This is a genomic window from Streptomyces sp. NPDC059909 (assembly GCF_042730885.1).
Lineage (GTDB): Bacteria > Actinomycetota > Actinomycetes > Streptomycetales > Streptomycetaceae > Streptomyces.
Window position 1 is genome coordinate 1 of sequence record NZ_JBHWKX010000060.1, and the last position, 17721, is coordinate 17721.

At 69.6% G+C, this 17721-nt stretch carries 9 protein-coding genes and 1 tRNA gene; 8 read left to right on the top strand and 2 right to left on the bottom strand.

Features of this window, described 5'->3' with window-relative positions; genetic code table 11:
- Positions 1–130: 130 nt before the first annotated feature.
- Positions 131–1036: an alpha/beta hydrolase family esterase gene (locus ACFV9O_RS30325; protein ID WP_385423397.1), complete on the bottom strand. Its 906-nt coding sequence runs from the start codon at positions 1034–1036 to the stop codon at positions 131–133.
- Positions 1037–1151: 115 nt separating this feature from the next.
- On the opposite strand from ACFV9O_RS30325, the gene ACFV9O_RS30330 reads away from it, so the two are divergent.
- A tRNA-Thr gene (locus ACFV9O_RS30330) sits at positions 1152–1224 on the top strand.
- A gap of 71 nt (positions 1225–1295) precedes the next feature.
- Here the strand turns inward: ACFV9O_RS30330 and ACFV9O_RS30335 are convergent.
- Positions 1296–3950 carry a SpoIIE family protein phosphatase gene (locus tag ACFV9O_RS30335; protein WP_385423399.1) on the bottom strand — a complete coding sequence of 885 codons (2655 nt, stop codon included), beginning with the start codon at positions 3948–3950 and terminating at the stop codon, positions 1296–1298.
- A 269-nt stretch (positions 3951–4219) separates the two neighbouring features.
- On the opposite strand from ACFV9O_RS30335, the gene ACFV9O_RS30340 reads away from it, so the two are divergent.
- From ACFV9O_RS30340 to ACFV9O_RS30370, 7 genes are all read left to right on the top strand, one after another.
- Positions 4220–9742, top strand: a complete 5523-nt coding sequence (locus tag ACFV9O_RS30340) for a HAMP domain-containing protein (protein ID WP_385423463.1) — start codon at positions 4220–4222, stop codon at positions 9740–9742.
- 306 nt (positions 9743–10048) lie between these two features.
- Positions 10049–10729 carry a two-component system response regulator gene (locus ACFV9O_RS30345; RefSeq protein WP_385423401.1) on the top strand — a complete coding sequence of 227 codons (681 nt, stop codon included), beginning with the start codon at positions 10049–10051 and terminating at the stop codon, positions 10727–10729.
- Positions 10730–11017: 288 nt separating this feature from the next.
- A complete protein-coding gene (locus ACFV9O_RS30350) occupies positions 11018–13771 on the top strand; it encodes a DNA translocase FtsK (protein ID WP_385423403.1) in 2754 nt (917 codons plus the stop codon).
- A gap of 226 nt (positions 13772–13997) precedes the next feature.
- Positions 13998–14837 (top strand): helix-turn-helix domain-containing protein, encoded by an 840-nt coding sequence (locus ACFV9O_RS30355; protein WP_385423465.1) that lies wholly within the window; start codon positions 13998–14000, stop codon positions 14835–14837.
- Between the two features lie 76 nt (positions 14838–14913).
- Positions 14914–16461 carry a 30S ribosomal protein S12 methylthiotransferase RimO gene (gene rimO / locus ACFV9O_RS30360; protein WP_385423405.1) on the top strand — a complete coding sequence of 516 codons (1548 nt, stop codon included), beginning with the start codon at positions 14914–14916 and terminating at the stop codon, positions 16459–16461.
- Complete coding sequence (pgsA, locus tag ACFV9O_RS30365) at positions 16458–17162, top strand: CDP-diacylglycerol--glycerol-3-phosphate 3-phosphatidyltransferase (RefSeq protein ID WP_385423407.1); 705 nt, start codon at positions 16458–16460, stop codon at positions 17160–17162. The genes rimO and pgsA overlap by 4 nt, the downstream gene beginning before the upstream one ends.
- Positions 17159–17692: a CinA family protein gene (locus ACFV9O_RS30370; protein ID WP_385423409.1), complete on the top strand. Its 534-nt coding sequence runs from the start codon at positions 17159–17161 to the stop codon at positions 17690–17692. The genes pgsA and ACFV9O_RS30370 overlap by 4 nt, the downstream gene beginning before the upstream one ends.
- The last annotated feature ends 29 nt before the right edge of the window (positions 17693–17721 follow it).

The following is a 17721-nucleotide window of genomic DNA, read 5'->3' on the forward strand; positions in this document are numbered from 1 at the left end:
TACTGCAGGGGGGACCCTGTGGGAGAGTAGGACGCCGCCGAACAATCATTGCGGGAAGCCCCGCACCATTTCTGGTGCGGGGCTTTTCTGCGTTCAAGGCCAAGCCAGGTCAGGGCCGGCGGCAGAGGCTTCAGGGTGCGACCTTCGGGTGGGCCTCGAAGAACTCCCAGATCAGATCCGTGGCGTTGACGCCGGCCGTGGGGTCGCCCATCGACTGGTCCTTGCTGCCAGGCCAGTTGTGGCCCATGTCCGGGAGGCGGTACGTCACGAACTCGGACTTGTCGCGGCACTTGGCCGTCGTACGGGTGATGTTGGCCTTCATCTTCTCCGGTCGGCCGGCCTTGCAGCTCAGGCGCGTGGACCAGGCCGTGATGCCTCGTTCGAACTCCCCGTAGTGCTGGTCGAGGCCCCCGATGAACGTGGCGACCGAGACCGGGCTCTTCGGCATGTACGCGGGCTTCGCGGTGTCCAGGCCGATGTAGCCGCTACTGACCGGAGCTATCGCGGCCAGGGTGTCCGGGAGTTCGACGGCGAGCTTGAAGGACATGTCGCCGCCGTTGGAGATGCCCGTCGCGTACACCCGCTGGGGATCGGCGTTCCACGTCCCGAGGACGCGCTTCGTCATGGCGCCGATGAAGCCGACGTCGTCCTCCGTGCCGCAGCAGACCAGCGCGTTGTAGGCCTGGTCCAGCCCGTTCGGATAGGCAACGAGGAAGCCTTCCTGGTCCGCCTTCTCGTTGAGGCCGGTCAGCTTGGCGGCGTATGCGCCGTCGCTCGGGTACGGATGCATGGCGATCACCAACGGGAGCTGATCGGCCGGGGTGTAGCCGGGCGGAGCATGGACCGTGTAGACGCGGTCCTTGCCCTTCCAGGGCAGCGTGACCGTCTGGTCGCCCGGGCGGGGCGACTCCTTCGCGGCGGCGGGCTTCTTCGGCCTCTCCGTTCCGGCGCCACCGCCCTTGACGTCGTCGGAGCCACAGCCCACTACGGGCAGCAGCAGGGCCAGAGCGGCGATCCACTGTGGGCGTATCCGCATGGGCGCATGGTGACAGTGGGGCGGGGAGCGGTCCAGAGGAATGGATGGTTCAGGGCACACGTGGGTTCGGGTATGATTCTTTTCGTTGCCGCGCGGGAGACCGTGAGAGCAACAGGCCCCTATAGCTCAGTCGGCAGAGCGTCTCCATGGTAAGGAGAAGGTCAACGGTTCGATTCCGTTTGGGGGCTCAGCACTCCAGAAGGCCCCCGCCTCACGGCGGGGGCCTTCTGCGTGCCCCGACGCGTCCTCGATGCGTCGCTCAGATCATCTGCGGCTCCGGGACGCGCATCGCGAGGATCGCCATGTCGTCCGATGCGGGTTCGGCCGCGAAACGCTCGACCGCGCGCAGGATGCGTGACGCGACCGCACCGGCCGTCAGGCCCGTACAGGTCGTCAGGACGTCGACGAGGCCGTCGTCCCCGAGCATGCGGGTGCCCTCGCGGCGTTCGGTGACGCCGTCGGTGACGCAGAGCAGGACATCGCCCGGATCGAGGGTGACGGTCTGCTCGTACAGCTCGAGGTCCTCCATCACGCCGAGCAGCGGCTGAGGTTCGGCCGCGGGCTCCACGGTCCCGTCCTGACGCAGGCGCAGGGGGAGCGGGTGGCCGGCGCAGACGACCTTGAGGAGCGCCGAGCCGTCCTCCTGGGGCCACAACTCGCCGTACAGGAGCGTGAGGAAGCGGCTGCGGGCGCCCTCGTCGAGGATCGCCGCGTTGAGTCGCTCCAGCACCGCCGGGCCGCCGAAGCCCTCGCGGGCGAGCAGGCGCAGGGCGTGCCGGGCGAGTCCCGTGACGGCCGCGGCCTCCGGGCCCGTGCCGCAGACGTCGCCGATGGCGAAGCCGTACGCACCGTCGCGGATGGGGAAGAGGTCGTAGAAGTCGCCGCCGACCTCGTTGCCTTCGCCCGCCGCGCGGTAGATGACCTCGACCTCGACGCCCGGGATCTGGGGGAGGCCGGGCGGGAGCAGGCTGCGCTGCAGGGACTGGCTGATGGCCGTGCGCTCGGAGTAGAGGCGTGCGTTGTCGAGGGCGAGTGCCGCTCGACGGGAGAGGTCCTCGGCGAGTTCGAGGATCTCCTGGCGGAAGTGGTCGTCCGACGGCTTGCCGAGGGTGAGCATGCCGATGACGCGGTTGCGGGCGACGAGTGGGAGGACCACGGTCTCACCGCCGACCGCGGAGGCGGTGGCCAGGGTCGTACCGATACCCGACGACAGATGCGTGGCGCCGAGGCCGAGTTCACGCATGGAGGTGCGCAGGGCGGCCTGGTGGGCGGCGTCGGCAGGGGCCGTCCAGACGCGGGCGCCGGGGGTCGGCACCGGGTCCGGGGGCGCGATCCTGGACAGGAGGGCCTTGAGGCCGTCGATGCGCTCCTCGTCCTCGTGGAGGACGTACGAGAGGTACGGCTCCGAGGCCTGGTCGGCGATCGTGTAGACCGCGCACCAGGTGGCCAGGGTGGGCACCGTCATCTGGGCCATGAGGGCCAGGGTCTGGTCGCGGTCGAGCGTGCCGGCGAGCAGGTCGGAGGCTTCGACGAGGAAGCTGAGGGAGCCGCGGCGGAGCCGCTCGAGCTCGCCGAGGCGGGCGGACTCGACGGCGAGTGCGATGCGGTCGGCGGCGAACTGGAGGCGCAGGGCTTCCTCGTTGGAGTAGCATCCCGCGGCCTCGGCGGCGACGCCGAGCGAGCCGGTGAGGCGGCCCTCGACCTTGAGCGGGACGGTGACGACGGAGCGCATTCCGGTGCCGGCGAGCAGCGGGACGGCGCCGGGGACGGCCGTGAGGTCCTCGTGGACGGCGGGCATGCGCGCCGAGCCGTAGCGGCCGGTGCCGGCCTCGACGGGGACGCGGGCGAAGCGCTGCCGTGCGGAGGGGAGGCCGGTGGTGGCCCGTACCTCGAGCTCCGTCTCGTCGTCCGTGGCGAGCAGCAGGAACGCGGAGTCGCCGTCGAGCATGTCGCGGGCGCGCTCGACCGTGCGCTGGAGGAGGCCGTCGAGGTCGTCGGGGGCGGGGGAGCCGATGAACAGCTCGAAGGGGTCCGAGCTCCGGCTCTCGGATCCCACGCCGTCGCCGGAGGGTACGCGCAGGGGGGTCTGCAGGACCGCCCGTTCGTAGTCGCGGACGAGGAGACAGACGGTGGAGGCCTCGCCCTGCGTGTCGCGGACGCGGAGGTGGGAGGCGTACACGGCGACGACACGGCCGCCGGTGTCGCGGACTCCGTAACTGCCTTCCCAGCGGGAGAGTTGGAGGGCCTCGACGATGCCGGTGCCGGTGCCGGGCGTGTGCGGCCAGGCGGCGAAGTCACCGAGGGGCTTGCCGAGGACCTGGTCGGCCGCGTACCCGAAGAGGTGCTCCGCGTCGTCGTTCCAGGAGCTGATCGCTCCGTTCCGGTCGATCTGGACGACGGCGACACGGACGCGTTCGTCCGCGACGGGGAGGAGGTCGGTGGGCAGGACCGGTCCTGCCGAGCGGGTGCCGACCTGGCGCTGCGGCATGTCGAGCTGGAACCAGACCTGCTTGTGGGTCGGTGTGTACTCGACGCCCCAGCGGGTGGCGAGGGCGGCGCAGAGCAGCAGTCCCCTGCCGTTCTCGCGGTCGGGGTGGGCGAGGGTTCTGCCGGTGCCCTGGAGGGGGATCTCGCGCTCTGGGTAGCGGTCGGCCACCTCGACCAGTACGCCGTCGTCGGTCCGCAGACAGAGCACGTCGGCCGCGGTGCCGGCGTGGATCACCGCATTGGTGACGAGCTCGCTGGTGAGGACCACGGCGTCGTCGACGACGTCGGAGTACCCCCAGCCCTGGAGCGTGTCCCTGACGAAGGCCCGGGCGGTCGCTACGGACCGCCCCACAGGGTCGAAGCTGGCAGCCGCCCGCGCGGTGATCTCAGAAGTCCTCGTACGCGTCTCGACGCCCGGCTCTGCCATGGTCGGTGCCTGCCCCTCCCGGTACCCGGTGGTAGTCCTCGCTCCGTCCCGTCCGCGCCGGGCGACCGGGGCGGTTGGACAGCCGGATGCCAGGTTACTTACCTTCGCTGTCCGGACGGATGCCGGTCACCGCCGTTTCCGCCCACGGATGGCGGGGACGCTATGCGAAGCTGCCGAACTGTTATGGCCTGGTTCGGCTGCGGTGAAACACTGGGCAAGCTTCCTGAGACAGCACGAGCATGACGGTCAACCCTTGCGGGAGGGACACGGTGGAGTCTGGTGCAGCAGCGCGGGTCACTGGCACGCGCGCACAAGGCGGACAGTCCCGGAAAAATCAACCACGCGGGGGGACGACGGCGGTGGACACGGCGGCTCTGAACCGGCTGCTGTCGGCGCTCGTCGCGATGCGGGACGGGAACTTCCGCAAGCGGCTCACCGTCTCCGGCGACGGTGTCATGGCCGAGATCGCGGCCGTGTTCAACGAGGTCGCCGACCGCAATCTGCATCTCACCGGTGAGCTGGCCCGGGTGCGCAGGGTCGTCGGGCGTGAGGGAAAACTCACGGAGCGGCTGGAACCCGGCGCCTGCGAGGGCTCCTGGGCGGCCGCGATCGACGCGTCGAACGCGCTGGTGGACGATCTGGCCCGGCCCGTGTCCGAGGTCGGGAGGGTGCTGTCCGCGGTCGCGGAGGGCGATCTGCAGCAGCGTATGGAGCTCCGGTCGCACGGGTCGGAGGGTGACGGTTCGGTGCGGCCGCTGCGCGGCGAGTTCCTGAAGGTCGCGCGTACGGTCAACAATCTGGTCGACCAGCTGTCGGCGTTCACCGACGAGGTGACGCGGGTCGCGCTGGAGGTCGGCACCGAGGGCAAGCTCGGCGGCCAGGCTCAAGTGCGAGGTATGTCCGGTTCGTGGAAGGATCTCACGGATTCGGTCAACACCATGGCGTACCGGCTGACGGCTCAGGTGCGTGACATTGCTCTCGTCACGACGGCGGTCGCGAAGGGCGATCTGTCGCGAAAGGTCACTGTCCATGTGGCCGGCGAGATGCTCCAGCTGAAGAACACCGTCAACACGATGGTGGACCAGCTGTCCTCGTTCTCCTCCGAGGTGACGCGGGTCGCGCGCGAGGTGGGTACGGAGGGCGAGCTCGGCGGTCAGGCGACCGTGCCGGGCGTCGCCGGTGTGTGGAAGGACCTCACCGACTCCGTCAACACGATGGCGGGCAATCTGACCTCGCAGGTGCGGGGCATCGCCGAGGTCACCACGGCCGTCGCCAACGGCGATCTGTCGCAGAAGGTCACGGTGAGCGCGCGCGGCGAGGTGGCGCAGCTGGCCGAGACCATCAACCAGATGACGGAGACGCTCCGTACGTTCGCCGACGAAGTGACCCGGGTGGCGAGCGAGGTCGGCGCCGAGGGTCTGCTCGGCGGTCAGGCGCAGGTGCCGGGCGCGGCGGGTACGTGGAAGGACCTGACCGACTCCGTCAACACTGTGTTCCGCAACCTGACGACGCAGGTGCGGGACATCGCGCAGGTGACGACGGCGGTCGCGAACGGTGATCTGTCGCAGAAGGTCACCGTCGATGTCGCGGGCGAGATGCTGGAGTTGAAGAACACCGTCAACACGATGGTGGACCAGCTGCAGTCGTTCGGTTCCGAAGTGACCAGGGTGGCCCGGGAGGTCGGCGTCGAGGGCCGGCTCGGCGGCCAGGCCGAGGTGCCGGGCGCGGCGGGTACGTGGAAGGACCTCACCGACTCGGTGAACACGGCGTTCCGTAACCTCACCGGCCAGGTGCGGGACATCGCGCAGGTGACGACGGCGGTCGCGAACGGTGATCTGTCGCAGAAGGTCACCGTCGACGTGGCCGGCGAGATGCTGGAGTTGAAGAACACCGTCAACACGATGGTGGCGCAGCTGTCGTCGTTCGCCGACCAGGTGACGCGGATGGCGCGGGACGTGGGTACGGAGGGCCGGCTCGGCGGCCAGGCCCGCGTCGACGGTGTGTCCGGCACCTGGAAGGAACTCACAGACTCCGTCAACTTCATGGCGGGGAACCTGACGTCGCAGGTGCGGCAGATCGCTCAGGTGACCACGGCCGTGGCGCGCGGTGACCTGTCGCAGAAGATCGATGTCGATGCGCGCGGCGAGATCCTCGAGCTCAAGAACACCATCAACACGATGGTCGACCAGCTGTCGGCGTTCGCCGAGCAGGTGACCCGGGTGGCCCGCGAGGTGGGCACGGACGGCCGGCTCGGCGGTCAGGCGCAGGTGCCGGGCGTCGCCGGTGTGTGGCGCGATCTGACGGACTCGGTGAACGGCATGGCCGGGAACCTCACGGCCCAGGTGCGCAACATCGCGCAGGTCGCCACGGCCGTGGCGCGCGGTGACCTGTCGCAGAAGATCGACGTGGACGCGCGCGGCGAGATCCTGGAGCTGAAGAACACCCTCAACACGATGGTGGACCAGCTCTCGAACTTCGCCGAGCAGGTGACCCGGGTGGCCCGCGAGGTGGGCACCGAGGGCATCCTGGGCGGCCAGGCCGAGGTGCAGGGTGTCTCCGGCACCTGGAAGGACCTCACCCAGTCCGTCAACTTCATGGCCAACAACCTGACCTCGCAGGTGCGCAACATCGCCGAGGTCACGACGGCGGTCGCCAAGGGCGATCTGTCGAAGAAGATCACCGTCGATGCCAAGGGCGAGATCCTGGAGCTGGTGACGACCGTCAACACGATGGTCGACCAGCTGTCCAACTTCGCCGACGAGGTGACGCGGGTCGCCCGCGAGGTGGGCACCGAGGGCATCCTCGGCGGCCAGGCCCGGGTGCGCGGCGCCACGGGCATCTGGAAGGACCTCAGCGACAACGTCAACACGATGGCCGCCAACCTGACCAGCCAGGTGCGGAACATCTCCCGGGTGTCGTCCGCGGTCGCCAACGGCGATCTGACGAAGAAGGTGACGGTCGAGGCGCGCGGCGAGGTCGCCGAACTCGCCGAGACCGTCAACACGATGGTGACGACGCTCTCGTCGTTCGCGGCCGAGGTCACGCGGGTGGCCCGCGAGGTGGGCACCGAGGGCGAGCTGGGCGGTCAGGCCCGCGTCCCCGGCGTCTCCGGTACGTGGAAGGACCTCACCGAGTCCGTGAACTCGATGGCGTCCAACCTCACGGGCCAGGTGCGCCAGATCGCCACGGTCACCACCGCCATCGCCAAGGGCGATCTCACCAAGAAGATCGACATCGACGCCCGCGGTGAGATCCAGGAGCTGAAGAACACCATCAACACGATGGTCGACCGGCTGTCGTCGTTCGCCGAGGAGGTCACGCGGGTCGCCCGCGAGGTGGGCACCGAGGGCATCCTGGGCGGCCAGGCGCGGGTGCGGGACGTCGACGGTACGTGGCGCGACCTCACCGAGTCCGTGAACGAGATGGCAGGGAACCTGACCCGGCAGGTGCGCGCGATCGCCGCCGTCGCCACCGCGGTGACCCGCGGCGACCTGAACCTCAAGATCGACGTGGACGCGGCGGGCGAGATCCAGGTTCTCCAGGACAACATCAACACGATGATCGCGAACCTGCGCGACACCACCCTCGCCAACGAGGAGCAGGACTGGCTCAAGGGCAACCTGGCCCGTATCTCGGGCCTGATGCAGGGCCGCCGCGATCTCGACGATGTCGCGTCCCTCATCATGAGCGAGCTGACGCCGGTGGTCTCCGCGCAGCACGGCGCGTTCTTCCTGGCGATGCCCACGGGCGGCGGGGAGCTCGGTGCGGGAGGCGAGGGCTCGTACGAGCTGGTGATGCGCGGCAGTTACGGTTACTCGGCGGGCTCGATGCCCATCTCCTTCCGGCCGGGGGAGACCCTGATCGGGACGGCGGCCGAGGAGAAGCGGACGATCCAGGTCAACGTTCCGCCGGGTTATCTGAAGATCTCGTCGGGGCTCGGCGAGGCCCCGCCCGCGTACGTGATCGTCCTGCCGGTGCTCTTCGAAGGGAAGGTCCTCGGGGTCATCGAGCTGGCGTCGTTCCAGCCGTTCACCCAGATCCAGCGCGACTTCCTCAACCAGATCGCCGAGATGATCGCGACGAGCGTCAACACGATCAGCGTCAACACGAAGACCGAGGTGCTGCTCAAGCAGTCGCAGGAGCTGACCGAGCAGCTCCGCGAGCGCTCGGAGGAGCTGGAGAACCGGCAGAAGGCGCTCCAGGCGTCCAACGCCGAACTGGAGGAGAAGGCCGAGCTGCTGGCCCAGCAGAACCGCGACATCGAGGTGAAGAACACCGAGATCGAGGAGGCGCGGCAGGTGCTGGAGGAGCGGGCCGAGCAGCTCGCGGTCTCCATGCGCTACAAGTCCGAGTTCCTGGCGAACATGTCGCACGAGCTGCGCACCCCGCTCAACTCGCTGCTGATCCTTGCCAAGCTGCTCGCCGACAACGCCGACAGCAATCTCACGCCGAAGCAGGTCGAGTTCGCCGAGACGATCCACGGCGCGGGCTCCGATCTGCTGCAGCTCATCAACGACATCCTCGATCTGTCGAAGGTCGAGGCGGGCAAGATGGACGTCAGCCCGACCCGTATCGCGCTGGTGCAGCTCGTCGACTACGTGGAGGCGACGTTCCGGCCGCTCACGGCCGAGAAGGGGCTCGACTTCTCGGTGCGGGTGTCACCGGAGCTGCCGGCCACGCTGCACACCGACGAACAGCGGCTCCTCCAGGTGCTGCGCAATCTGCTGTCGAACGCGGTGAAGTTCACCGACACCGGTGCGGTGGAGCTGGTGATCCGGCCGGCGAACGCCGACGTACCGCAGTCGATCCGCGAGCAGCTGCTGGAGGCGGGCTCGCTGCGCGACGCGGACGGCGATCTGATCGCCTTCTCGGTCACCGACACTGGTATCGGAATCGCCGCCAGCAAGATGCGGGTCATCTTCGAGGCGTTCAAGCAGGCGGACGGCACGACGAGCCGCAAGTACGGCGGTACGGGCCTGGGGCTGTCCATCAGCCGGGAGATCGCCCGGCTGCTGGGTGGCGAGATCCATGCGGCGAGCGAGCCAGGCCGCGGTTCGACGTTCACGCTGTATCTGCCGCTCCACCCGACCGAACTTCCGCCGCAGGGCTACCCGCAGCTCGCTCCCGGCGCCGATGCGCAGTTCGCCGCGGTCGACGGCCCGGCGGCCGTCGACGACGGCACGCAGGATCCGCAGCCCTCGCACTCCCAGCACTCCCCGAGCGCGCCTGCGTCGGCCTCCGACGGGTACGCCGGCTCGGCGACGCTCTTCCGGCGCCGCCGCAAGGCCCTGGGCGGTGCGGACCTGAGGGCCGCCCTGCCCGGCCAGCCGGCCGGATCGCCGGGTTCGGCGCAGGACGCGTGGGCCGGGCAGCACCCGCAGGATGCCGCGCCCGAAGTGCGGCGCACCTTCGAGTTCCACAGCGAGAAGGTGCTCATCGTCGACGACGACATCCGCAACGTTTTCGCGCTCACCAGCGTGCTGGAGCAGCACGGGCTGTCCGTGCTTTACGCGGAGAACGGACGCGAGGGCATCGAAGTCCTGGAGCAGCACGACGATGTGACGGTCGTACTGATGGACATCATGATGCCCGAGATGGACGGCTATGCGACGACGACGGCGATCCGCAGGATGCCGCAGTTCGCCGGGCTGCCGATCATCGCGCTCACCGCGAAGGCGATGAAGGGCGACCGGGAGAAGGCGATCCAATCGGGCGCGTCCGACTACGTCACCAAGCCGGTCGATCCTGATCATCTGCTCTCGGTCATGGAGCAGTGGATGCGCGGAAAGTGACGGTGGTTGGTCGCGGGCGCATCACGGTCTGATTGCAGGCTGTGCGAATTTTCGCGAGTTGCTGACGGACTGTGGCCGAAGGCGTGTGAGAGGGCGGTATCCGGGGAACCTTCTGGTCTCCCATCGCGTTTCTGCTACGTGCACAGTGACATCGCGGTGACAGGGTGTGGCGACGGGCGGGGTGCGGCTACCATGACCGGCACAAGGACGGGCGACGCAAGGGAGTCGTCCCCTGGGGCGGCGCCCGGTGCTTCCCCCGGCTCGTCGAGCTGGGGTGACCCAAAGCCGGGGCGAGGAGGGCGAGGCATGGTGCAGAAGGCCAAGATCCTCCTGGTCGATGACCGGCCGGAGAATCTGCTGGCGCTGGAGGCCATCCTCTCTGCGCTCGATCAGACGCTGGTACGGGCATCGTCCGGGGAGGAAGCGCTCAAAGCGCTGCTGACAGACGATTTCGCGGTCATTCTGCTGGACGTCCAGATGCCAGGAATGGACGGATTCGAGACCGCCGCGCACATCAAGCGACGGGAACGGACCAGGGACATCCCGATCATCTTCCTGACCGCGATCAACCACGGCCCGCACCACACCTTCCGCGGGTACGCCGCGGGCGCGGTGGACTACATCTCCAAGCCGTTCGACCCGTGGGTGCTGCGCGCGAAGGTCTCCGTCTTCGTCGAGCTCTACATGAAGAACTGCCAGCTGCGCGAGCAGGCCGCGCTGCTCCGGCTCCAGCTGGAGGGCGGCCACGCGGGCGCGGGCGACAGCAAGGAGCCGGCGGGCCTCCTCGCCGAACTCTCGGCGCGGCTCGCGGCCGTTGAGGAGCAGGCCGAGGCGCTGTCCAAGCAGCTCGACGACGAGTCGGCGGACGCCGCCGCGGTCGCCACCGCCGCCCATCTCGAGCGTAAACTCACCGGTCTGCGCAGGGCGCTGGACGCCCTGGAACCGGGCGCGGGCAGCAAGGCGCCCACGCTCCCCTCGCAGAGCTAGGGCCGATCCGCACAGGCCTGGCCCCTGGCCCGTTCCGGGAGAACCGGGCCCGGTCCGCGAAAAGGCACGCCCGGGGTCCATTCCGGTCGATCGGGCGCGAGCCCGGCGCGGCCCCTTGGCGTCTTGGCGTCTTCGGCCGGACGGATCGCCGGCGGACACGACCCCGTTCGCCTGCTGCTGGTGTGCCGTTTGAGGAAACGTCAGTTTCCCGCTGCCGTACGGCGACACGAACGGGTGAAGCGGTGGGCACGCGTGTCCGCCGGCGTTCACACCGGTAACCTCACCACCATGGCCTCACGTACGTCCGGCAAGGGTTCCCAGGGCACGGCGGGCACCGCAAAGCCGCGCGCCGGCCGTACGACGGGCGCCGCGAAGAAGGCGGCGCCCGCCAAGAAGCCCGCGGCGAAGAAGACCGCCGCCAAGAAGACCACCCCCGCGAAGAAGGCACCCGCGCGGAAGACGGCGGCGAAGAAGGCCGCACCCAGGCCCGCCCCCAGCCCCACCGGCGGCGTGTACCGGCTCGCCCGCGCCCTGTGGCTGGGCGTCGCCCACGCCGTCGGCGCGATGCTCCGCGGCATAGGGCGCGGCGCCAAGGGACTCGACCCGGCGCACCGCAAGGACGGCCTCGCGCTCCTCCTGCTCGGTATCGCGCTGATCGTCGCCGCCGGCACCTGGTCCAATCTGCGCGGCCCGGTCGGCGACCTCGTCGAAATGCTCGTCACGGGCGCATTCGGACGGCTCGACCTGCTCGTGCCGATACTGCTCGCCGCGATCGGCGTGCGGCTGATCCTCTACCCCGAGAAGCCCGAGGCCAACGGGCGTATCGTCATCGGCCTCTCGGCACTCGTCATCGGCGTGCTCGGCCAGGTCCACATCGCCTGCGGTGCGCCGGGCCGCGGCGAAGGCTCGGAGGCGATGCAGGACGCGGGCGGGCTGATCGGCTGGGCCGCCTCCAAGCCCCTGATCCTCGCGATGGGCACAGTCCTCGCCGTACCGCTGCTGGTGCTTCTCACCGTCTTCGGCCTCCTGGTCGTCACCGCGACCCCGGTCAACGCGATCCCGCAGCGGCTGCGCGGGCTCGGGGTCAGGCTGGGCCTCATCGACGCGCCCTACGAGCCCGGGGCCCGCGAGGACGGCGAGGACGACGAGCGGTACGACCAGCAGTGGCGCGACGTCGTGTCCGCGAGGCCCTCCCGCCGCCGCGGCCCTTCCTCGGCGGAGGTGTACGACGCGGAGCACGCGGAGGAGGAGGCGCTCTCCCGGCGCAGGCCGCGCAAGGCCTCCGCGCAGCCCGCCGCCCTCGACCGGTCCATGGACCCGGTCGACGTGGCCGCGGCCGCCGCGGCGGCCCTCGACGGCGCCGTACTGAACGGAATGCCGCCCTCCCCGGTCGTCGCCGATCTGACGCGGGACCTCACCGCCGACCGGCGGCGCGCCATCGGCCCCGTACCTGGTGCACGGACCGGTCAGCCCGAGCCGAGTGTCCCCGTACCGGACCTGACCAAGTCCGCGCCCGAGGCGCCCCAGCCGCTCCCGCCGCGCGCCGAGCAGCTGCAGCTGTCCGGCGACATCACCTACTCCCTGCCGTCGCTCGACCTGCTGGAGCGCGGCGGACCTGGCAAGACCCGCAGTGCCGCCAACGACGCGATCGTCGCCTCGCTGACGAACGTCTTCGCGGAGTTCAAGGTCGACGCCGCCGTCACCGGCTTCACCCGGGGCCCCACCGTCACGCGCTACGAGGTGGAGCTCGGCCCCGCCGTGAAGGTCGAGCGGATCACCGCGCTGACCAAGAACATCGCGTACGCCGTGGCCAGCCCCGACGTACGGATCATCTCGCCGATCCCGGGCAAGTCCGCCGTCGGCATCGAAATCCCCAACACCGACCGCGAGATGGTCAACCTCGGCGACGTGCTGCGGCTGGCCGACGCGGCGGGGGACGACCACCCGATGCTGGTGGCGCTCGGCAAGGACGTCGAGGGCGGCTACGTCATGGCCAACCTGGCGAAGATGCCGCACGTCCTGGTCGCCGGTGCCACCGGCTCCGGAAAGTCGTCCTGCATCAACTGCCTCATCACCTCGGTCATGATGCGGGCGACCCCGGAAGACGTCCGGATGGTCCTTGTCGACCCCAAGCGGGTCGAGCTCACCGCGTACGAGGGCATCCCGCATCTGATCACGCCGATCATCACCAACCCCAAGCGGGCCGCCGAGGCACTCCAGTGGGTCGTCCGCGAGATGGATCTGCGCTACGACGACCTCGCGGCGTACGGCTACCGGCACATCGACGACTTCAACCAGGCCATCCGCAACGGCAAGGTCAAGCCGCCCGAGGGCAGCGAGCGCGAGCTCCAGCCGTACCCGTATCTGCTGGTGATCGTCGACGAGCTCGCGGACCTGATGATGGTCGCCCCGCGGGACGTCGAGGACGCCATCGTCCGGATCACGCAGTTGGCGCGCGCGGCCGGCATCCATCTGGTACTGGCCACCCAGCGGCCATCGGTCGACGTCGTCACCGGTCTGATCAAGGCGAACGTGCCGTCCCGGCTCGCCTTCGCGACCTCGTCGCTCGCCGACAGCCGCGTCATCCTCGACCAGCCCGGCGCCGAGAAACTGATCGGCAAGGGCGACGGCCTCTTCCTTCCCATGGGGGCCAACAAGCCGACCCGTATGCAGGGCGCCTTCGTGACCGAGGAGGAGGTCGCCGTCGTCGTCCAGCACTGCAAGGACCAGATGGCCCCCGTCTTCCGGGACGACGTGGTGGTCGGGACGAAGCAGAAGAAGGAGATCGACGAGGACATCGGCGACGATCTGGATCTGCTCTGCCAGGCCGCCGAGCTGGTGGTGTCCACCCAGTTCGGGTCAACGTCCATGCTCCAGCGGAAGCTGCGCGTCGGCTTCGCGAAGGCCGGCCGGCTGATGGATCTGATGGAGTCGCGGAACATCGTCGGACCCAGCGAGGGGTCCAAGGCGCGCGACGTTCTGGTGAAACCTGATGAGCTGGATGGAGTGCTTGCCGTGATCCGTGGGGAGTCTGACTCCTAAGGGATGTCATAAAGGATGACGTACGGGATTGTGAGGCAACCGTTTCCCTTGGTTGTACGTCAAGTTGGGAGGAGGGACGGGTTCGTGTCCCACCCTCTCGCTGTCCGGCCGTGCTGTCCGGCCATTCTGATGGCGTACAAACGGCATCCGCCCGGTTGCCCCACCCTTTCGTACCACCCCTAGACTGAACATCCAGCAGGTGGCTACACGCTCGAAAGGCGCCCCCGTGTCCATCGGCAACTCCCCCGAAGACGCCCGGCCTTCCACCGAGGACGACCGGCCCTCGATCGGAGACGACCTGCCTTCCATCGGTCGCTCGCTCCAGCAGGGCCGTATCGACGCAGGTCTGACCGTGGACGAGGTCAGTACCTCCACCCGTGTCCGCGTCCCCATCGTGCAGGCGATCGAGCAGGACGACTTCTCCCGCTGCGGCGGCGATGTGTACGCGCGCGGGCACATCAGGACGCTTGCGCGCGCCGTAGGACTGGACCCCGCCCCGCTCGTCGCGCAGTACGACGACGAGCACGGCGGCCGGCCGGCGCCCACGCCTGCCGCGCCGCTCTTCGAGGCGGAACGTATCCGTCCCGAGCCCAGGCGCCCGAACTGGACCGCCGCCATGGTGGCGGCGATCGTCGCCGTCGTCGGCTTCGCCGGATTCACGCTCTTCAACGGTGGGGACGGCGCCAACAGCGGCAAGCAGGTCGCCGGGCCGGCCCCGGCGAAGACCACCCCGAAGCCGACCCCGACCCAGCCTGCCGCGCCCCCGCCTGCGCCCTCGGAGAGCGCGATCGCCGCTGTTCCGCAGGACAAGGTGACCGTGAAGCTGTCCGCCGTCGACGACAAGAGCTGGATCTCCGCCAAGTCCGCCAACGGGAAGCTGCTCTTCGACGGGCTGCTCCTCGCGGGCGAGTCCAAGACGTTCCAGGACGACGAGCGGCTGGACCTGATACTGGGCAACGCCGGTGCGATCGAGCTGTACGTGAACGGCAAGAAGGTCGAGGACAAGTTCGAGCCCGGGCAGGTCGAGCGCCTGTCGTACTCGAAGGGCGACCCCGAGGCCGGCTGAACCGCCGGGACCTGGTGGTTCCCCACAGTTCACCTCGCGGATCGGGCGTGGGCCAGGACAAAGTAGTCTTGAGCCCATGCCCGAACGCCGTACCGTCGCCCTTGTCACTCTTGGCTGCGCCCGTAACGAGGTGGACTCGGAGGAGCTCGCAGGCCGCTTGGCAGCGGACGGCTGGGAGCTCGTCGAGGACGCCGCCGACGCGGACGTCGCGGTCGTCAACACCTGCGGATTCGTCGAGGCCGCCAAGAAGGACTCCGTCGACGCCCTCCTCGAAGCCAACGATCTCAAGGACCACGGGAAGACCCAGGCCGTCGTCGCCGTGGGCTGCATGGCCGAGCGGTACGGCAAGGAGCTCGCCGAGGCCCTGCCCGAGGCGGACGGGGTGCTCGGCTTCGACGACTACGCCGACATCTCCGACCGGCTCCGGACCATCCTGAACGGCGGCATCCACGCCTCGCACACCCCGCGCGACCGGCGCAAGCTGCTGCCGATCAGCCCGGCGGAGCGGCAGGCGGCCGACGTGGCCCTCCCGGGGCACGCCCAGGCACCCGCCCACGCCCAGGTTCCGGCCCAGGCACCCGCTCAGGCTCCGGAGAACGTGCCCGCCGACCTGCCGGCCGGTCTGGCGCCCGCCTCCGGGCCGCGCGCCCCCCTGCGCCGCCGCCTGGACACCAACCCCGTCGCCTCCGTGAAGCTCGCCTCCGGCTGCGACCGGCGCTGCTCCTTCTGCGCCATCCCGTCCTTCCGCGGCTCCTTCATCTCGCGGCGCCCCGGCGATGTGCTGGGCGAGACGCGCTGGCTCGCCGAACAGGGCGTCAAGGAGATCATGCTGGTCTCCGAGAACAACACCTCGTACGGCAAGGACCTCGGCGACATCCGGCTGCTGGAGACCCTGCTGCCGGAGCTGGCGGCCGTCGACGGGATCGAGCGCGTACGGGTCAGCTATCTGCAGCCCGCCGAGATGCGCCCGGGTCTCATCGACGTCCTGACGTCGACGGAGAAGGTCGCGCCCTACTTCGACCTGTCCTTCCAGCACAGCGCGCCCGGCGTGCTGCGCGCGATGCGGCGCTTCGGCGACACCGAGAGGTTCCTGGAGCTGCTGGAGACGATCCGTACGAAGGCCCCGACGGCCGGTGTGCGGTCCAACTTCATCGTGGGCTTCCCCGGCGAGACCGAGCAGGACTTCGCCGAGCTCGAGCGCTTCCTCACGGCCGCGCGGCTGGATGCCATCGGCGTCTTCGGCTACTCCGACGAGGAGGGCACCGAGGCCGCCACGTACGACCACAAGCTGGACCAGGACGTCGTGGACGAGCGCCTCGCGCAGCTGTCCCGGCTCGCCGAGGAGCTGACCGCCCAGCGCGCGGAAGAGCGGATCGGAGAGACCCTGGAAGTACTCGTCGAGTCCGTTTTCGACGCGGATCAGGACGAGGAGCGCGACGAGGACGAGTACGCGGCGGTGGGCCGGGCCGCGCACCAGGCGCCCGAGACCGACGGTCAGGTGATCTTCACGGGTGCCGACGGCCTGGTCCCCGGACGTATGGTCGAGGCCAAGGTCGTCGGCACCGAGGGCGTCGACCTGGTGGCCGAGGTCGTTACGGAGTGTCGTGAGGAGGCAGCCAGATGACGGGAGTCCCGGCATCCGCGGCGGGTGGGACCGGAAGGCCGGCGCCCGGGGGCAAGCTGGGTGCTGCGGCCGTCAATCAGGCCAGCCTGTGGAACATCGCCAACATCCTCACGATGGTGCGGCTGCTGCTCGTGCCGGCGTTCGTGATCCTGATGCTCCAGGACGGCGGGTACGACCCGGCCTGGCGCGCCTGGGCGTGGGCCGCGTTCGCCGTGGCCATGATCACCGACATCTTCGACGGCCACCTGGCCCGTACGTACAACCTGGTCACCGACTTCGGGAAGATCGCGGACCCGATCGCCGACAAGGCGATCATGGCGGCCGGTCTGATCTGCCTCTCGGCGCTCGGGGATCTGCCCTGGTGGGTGACGGGCGTGATCCTCTTCCGTGAGCTGGGGATCACTCTGATGCGCTTCTGGGTCATCCGGCACGGGGTCATCCCGGCCAGCCGCGGCGGAAAGATGAAGACCCTCGCGCAGGGCACCGCGGTCGGGATGTACGTGCTCGCGCTGACCGGTGCGCTGGCCACCCTGCGGTGGTGGGTGATGGCCGTGGCGGTCGTCCTCACCGTGGTCACGGGACTCGACTACGTGCGCCAGGCAGTGGTCCTGCGGCGCAAGGGGCTCGCGGCCGAGCGCGCCGAGCGGGCCGCCGCCGAGGCGCAGACGGCCGGACGGGACGGCGCGGAGCGCTCGCGATGAGTGCCGTGCCGGGATCCGCAGCCGGGGTGCTCGCGCTCCTTGCGCGGCGTGGCGAGACCCTGGCCGTCGCCGAGTCGCTCACCGGCGGCCTGGTGGCCGCGGAGCTGACCGCGGTGCCCGGCGCCTCGAAATCCTTCCGCGGCTCCGTGACGGCGTACGCAACGGCCTTGAAGCAGGACATCCTGGGGGTCGACGGGACCCTGCTGGCCGCGCGCGGCGCGGTGGACCCCGACGTGGCGGCCCAGATGGCGGCAGGCGTGCGGGCCAGGCTCGGGGCTGGCTGGGGGATCGCGACCACGGGTGTCGCAGGTCCCGAGGAGCAGGACGGACAGCCGGTCGGAACGGTCTTCTTGGCGGTCGCCGGGCCGGACGGCACACGGAAAGTGGCCGCTCTGCGATTGAACGGCGACCGTTCGGAAATCCGTAGAGAGAGTGTACGGAGCGTGTTGGAGCTGCTCGCGGGAGTGCTTGCCGGCGAACTCCCGGGGAATGAGCGGGCACAGGATACGGAACAGAACGGGGGGACTTGATGTTTGCAGCCCTGAGTGAACACGTCATC

What these genes read in the sequence shown, in the direction of transcription:
- ACFV9O_RS30335 (WP_385423399.1), bottom strand. Translation starts at nt 3,950, where the DNA reads ATGGCAGAGCCGGGCGTCGAGACGCGTACGAGGACTTCTGAGATCACC.
- ACFV9O_RS30370 (WP_385423409.1), top strand. Translation starts at nt 17,159, where the DNA reads ATGAGTGCCGTGCCGGGATCCGCAGCCGGGGTGCTCGCGCTCCTTGCG.
- rimO (WP_385423405.1), top strand. Translation starts at nt 14,914, where the DNA reads ATGCCCGAACGCCGTACCGTCGCCCTTGTCACTCTTGGCTGCGCCCGT.
- ACFV9O_RS30350 (WP_385423403.1), top strand. Translation starts at nt 11,018, where the DNA reads ATGGCCTCACGTACGTCCGGCAAGGGTTCCCAGGGCACGGCGGGCACC.
- ACFV9O_RS30325 (WP_385423397.1), bottom strand. Translation starts at nt 1,036, where the DNA reads ATGCGGATACGCCCACAGTGGATCGCCGCTCTGGCCCTGCTGCTGCCC.
- ACFV9O_RS30345 (WP_385423401.1), top strand. Translation starts at nt 10,049, where the DNA reads ATGGTGCAGAAGGCCAAGATCCTCCTGGTCGATGACCGGCCGGAGAAT.
- pgsA (WP_385423407.1), top strand. Translation starts at nt 16,458, where the DNA reads ATGACGGGAGTCCCGGCATCCGCGGCGGGTGGGACCGGAAGGCCGGCG.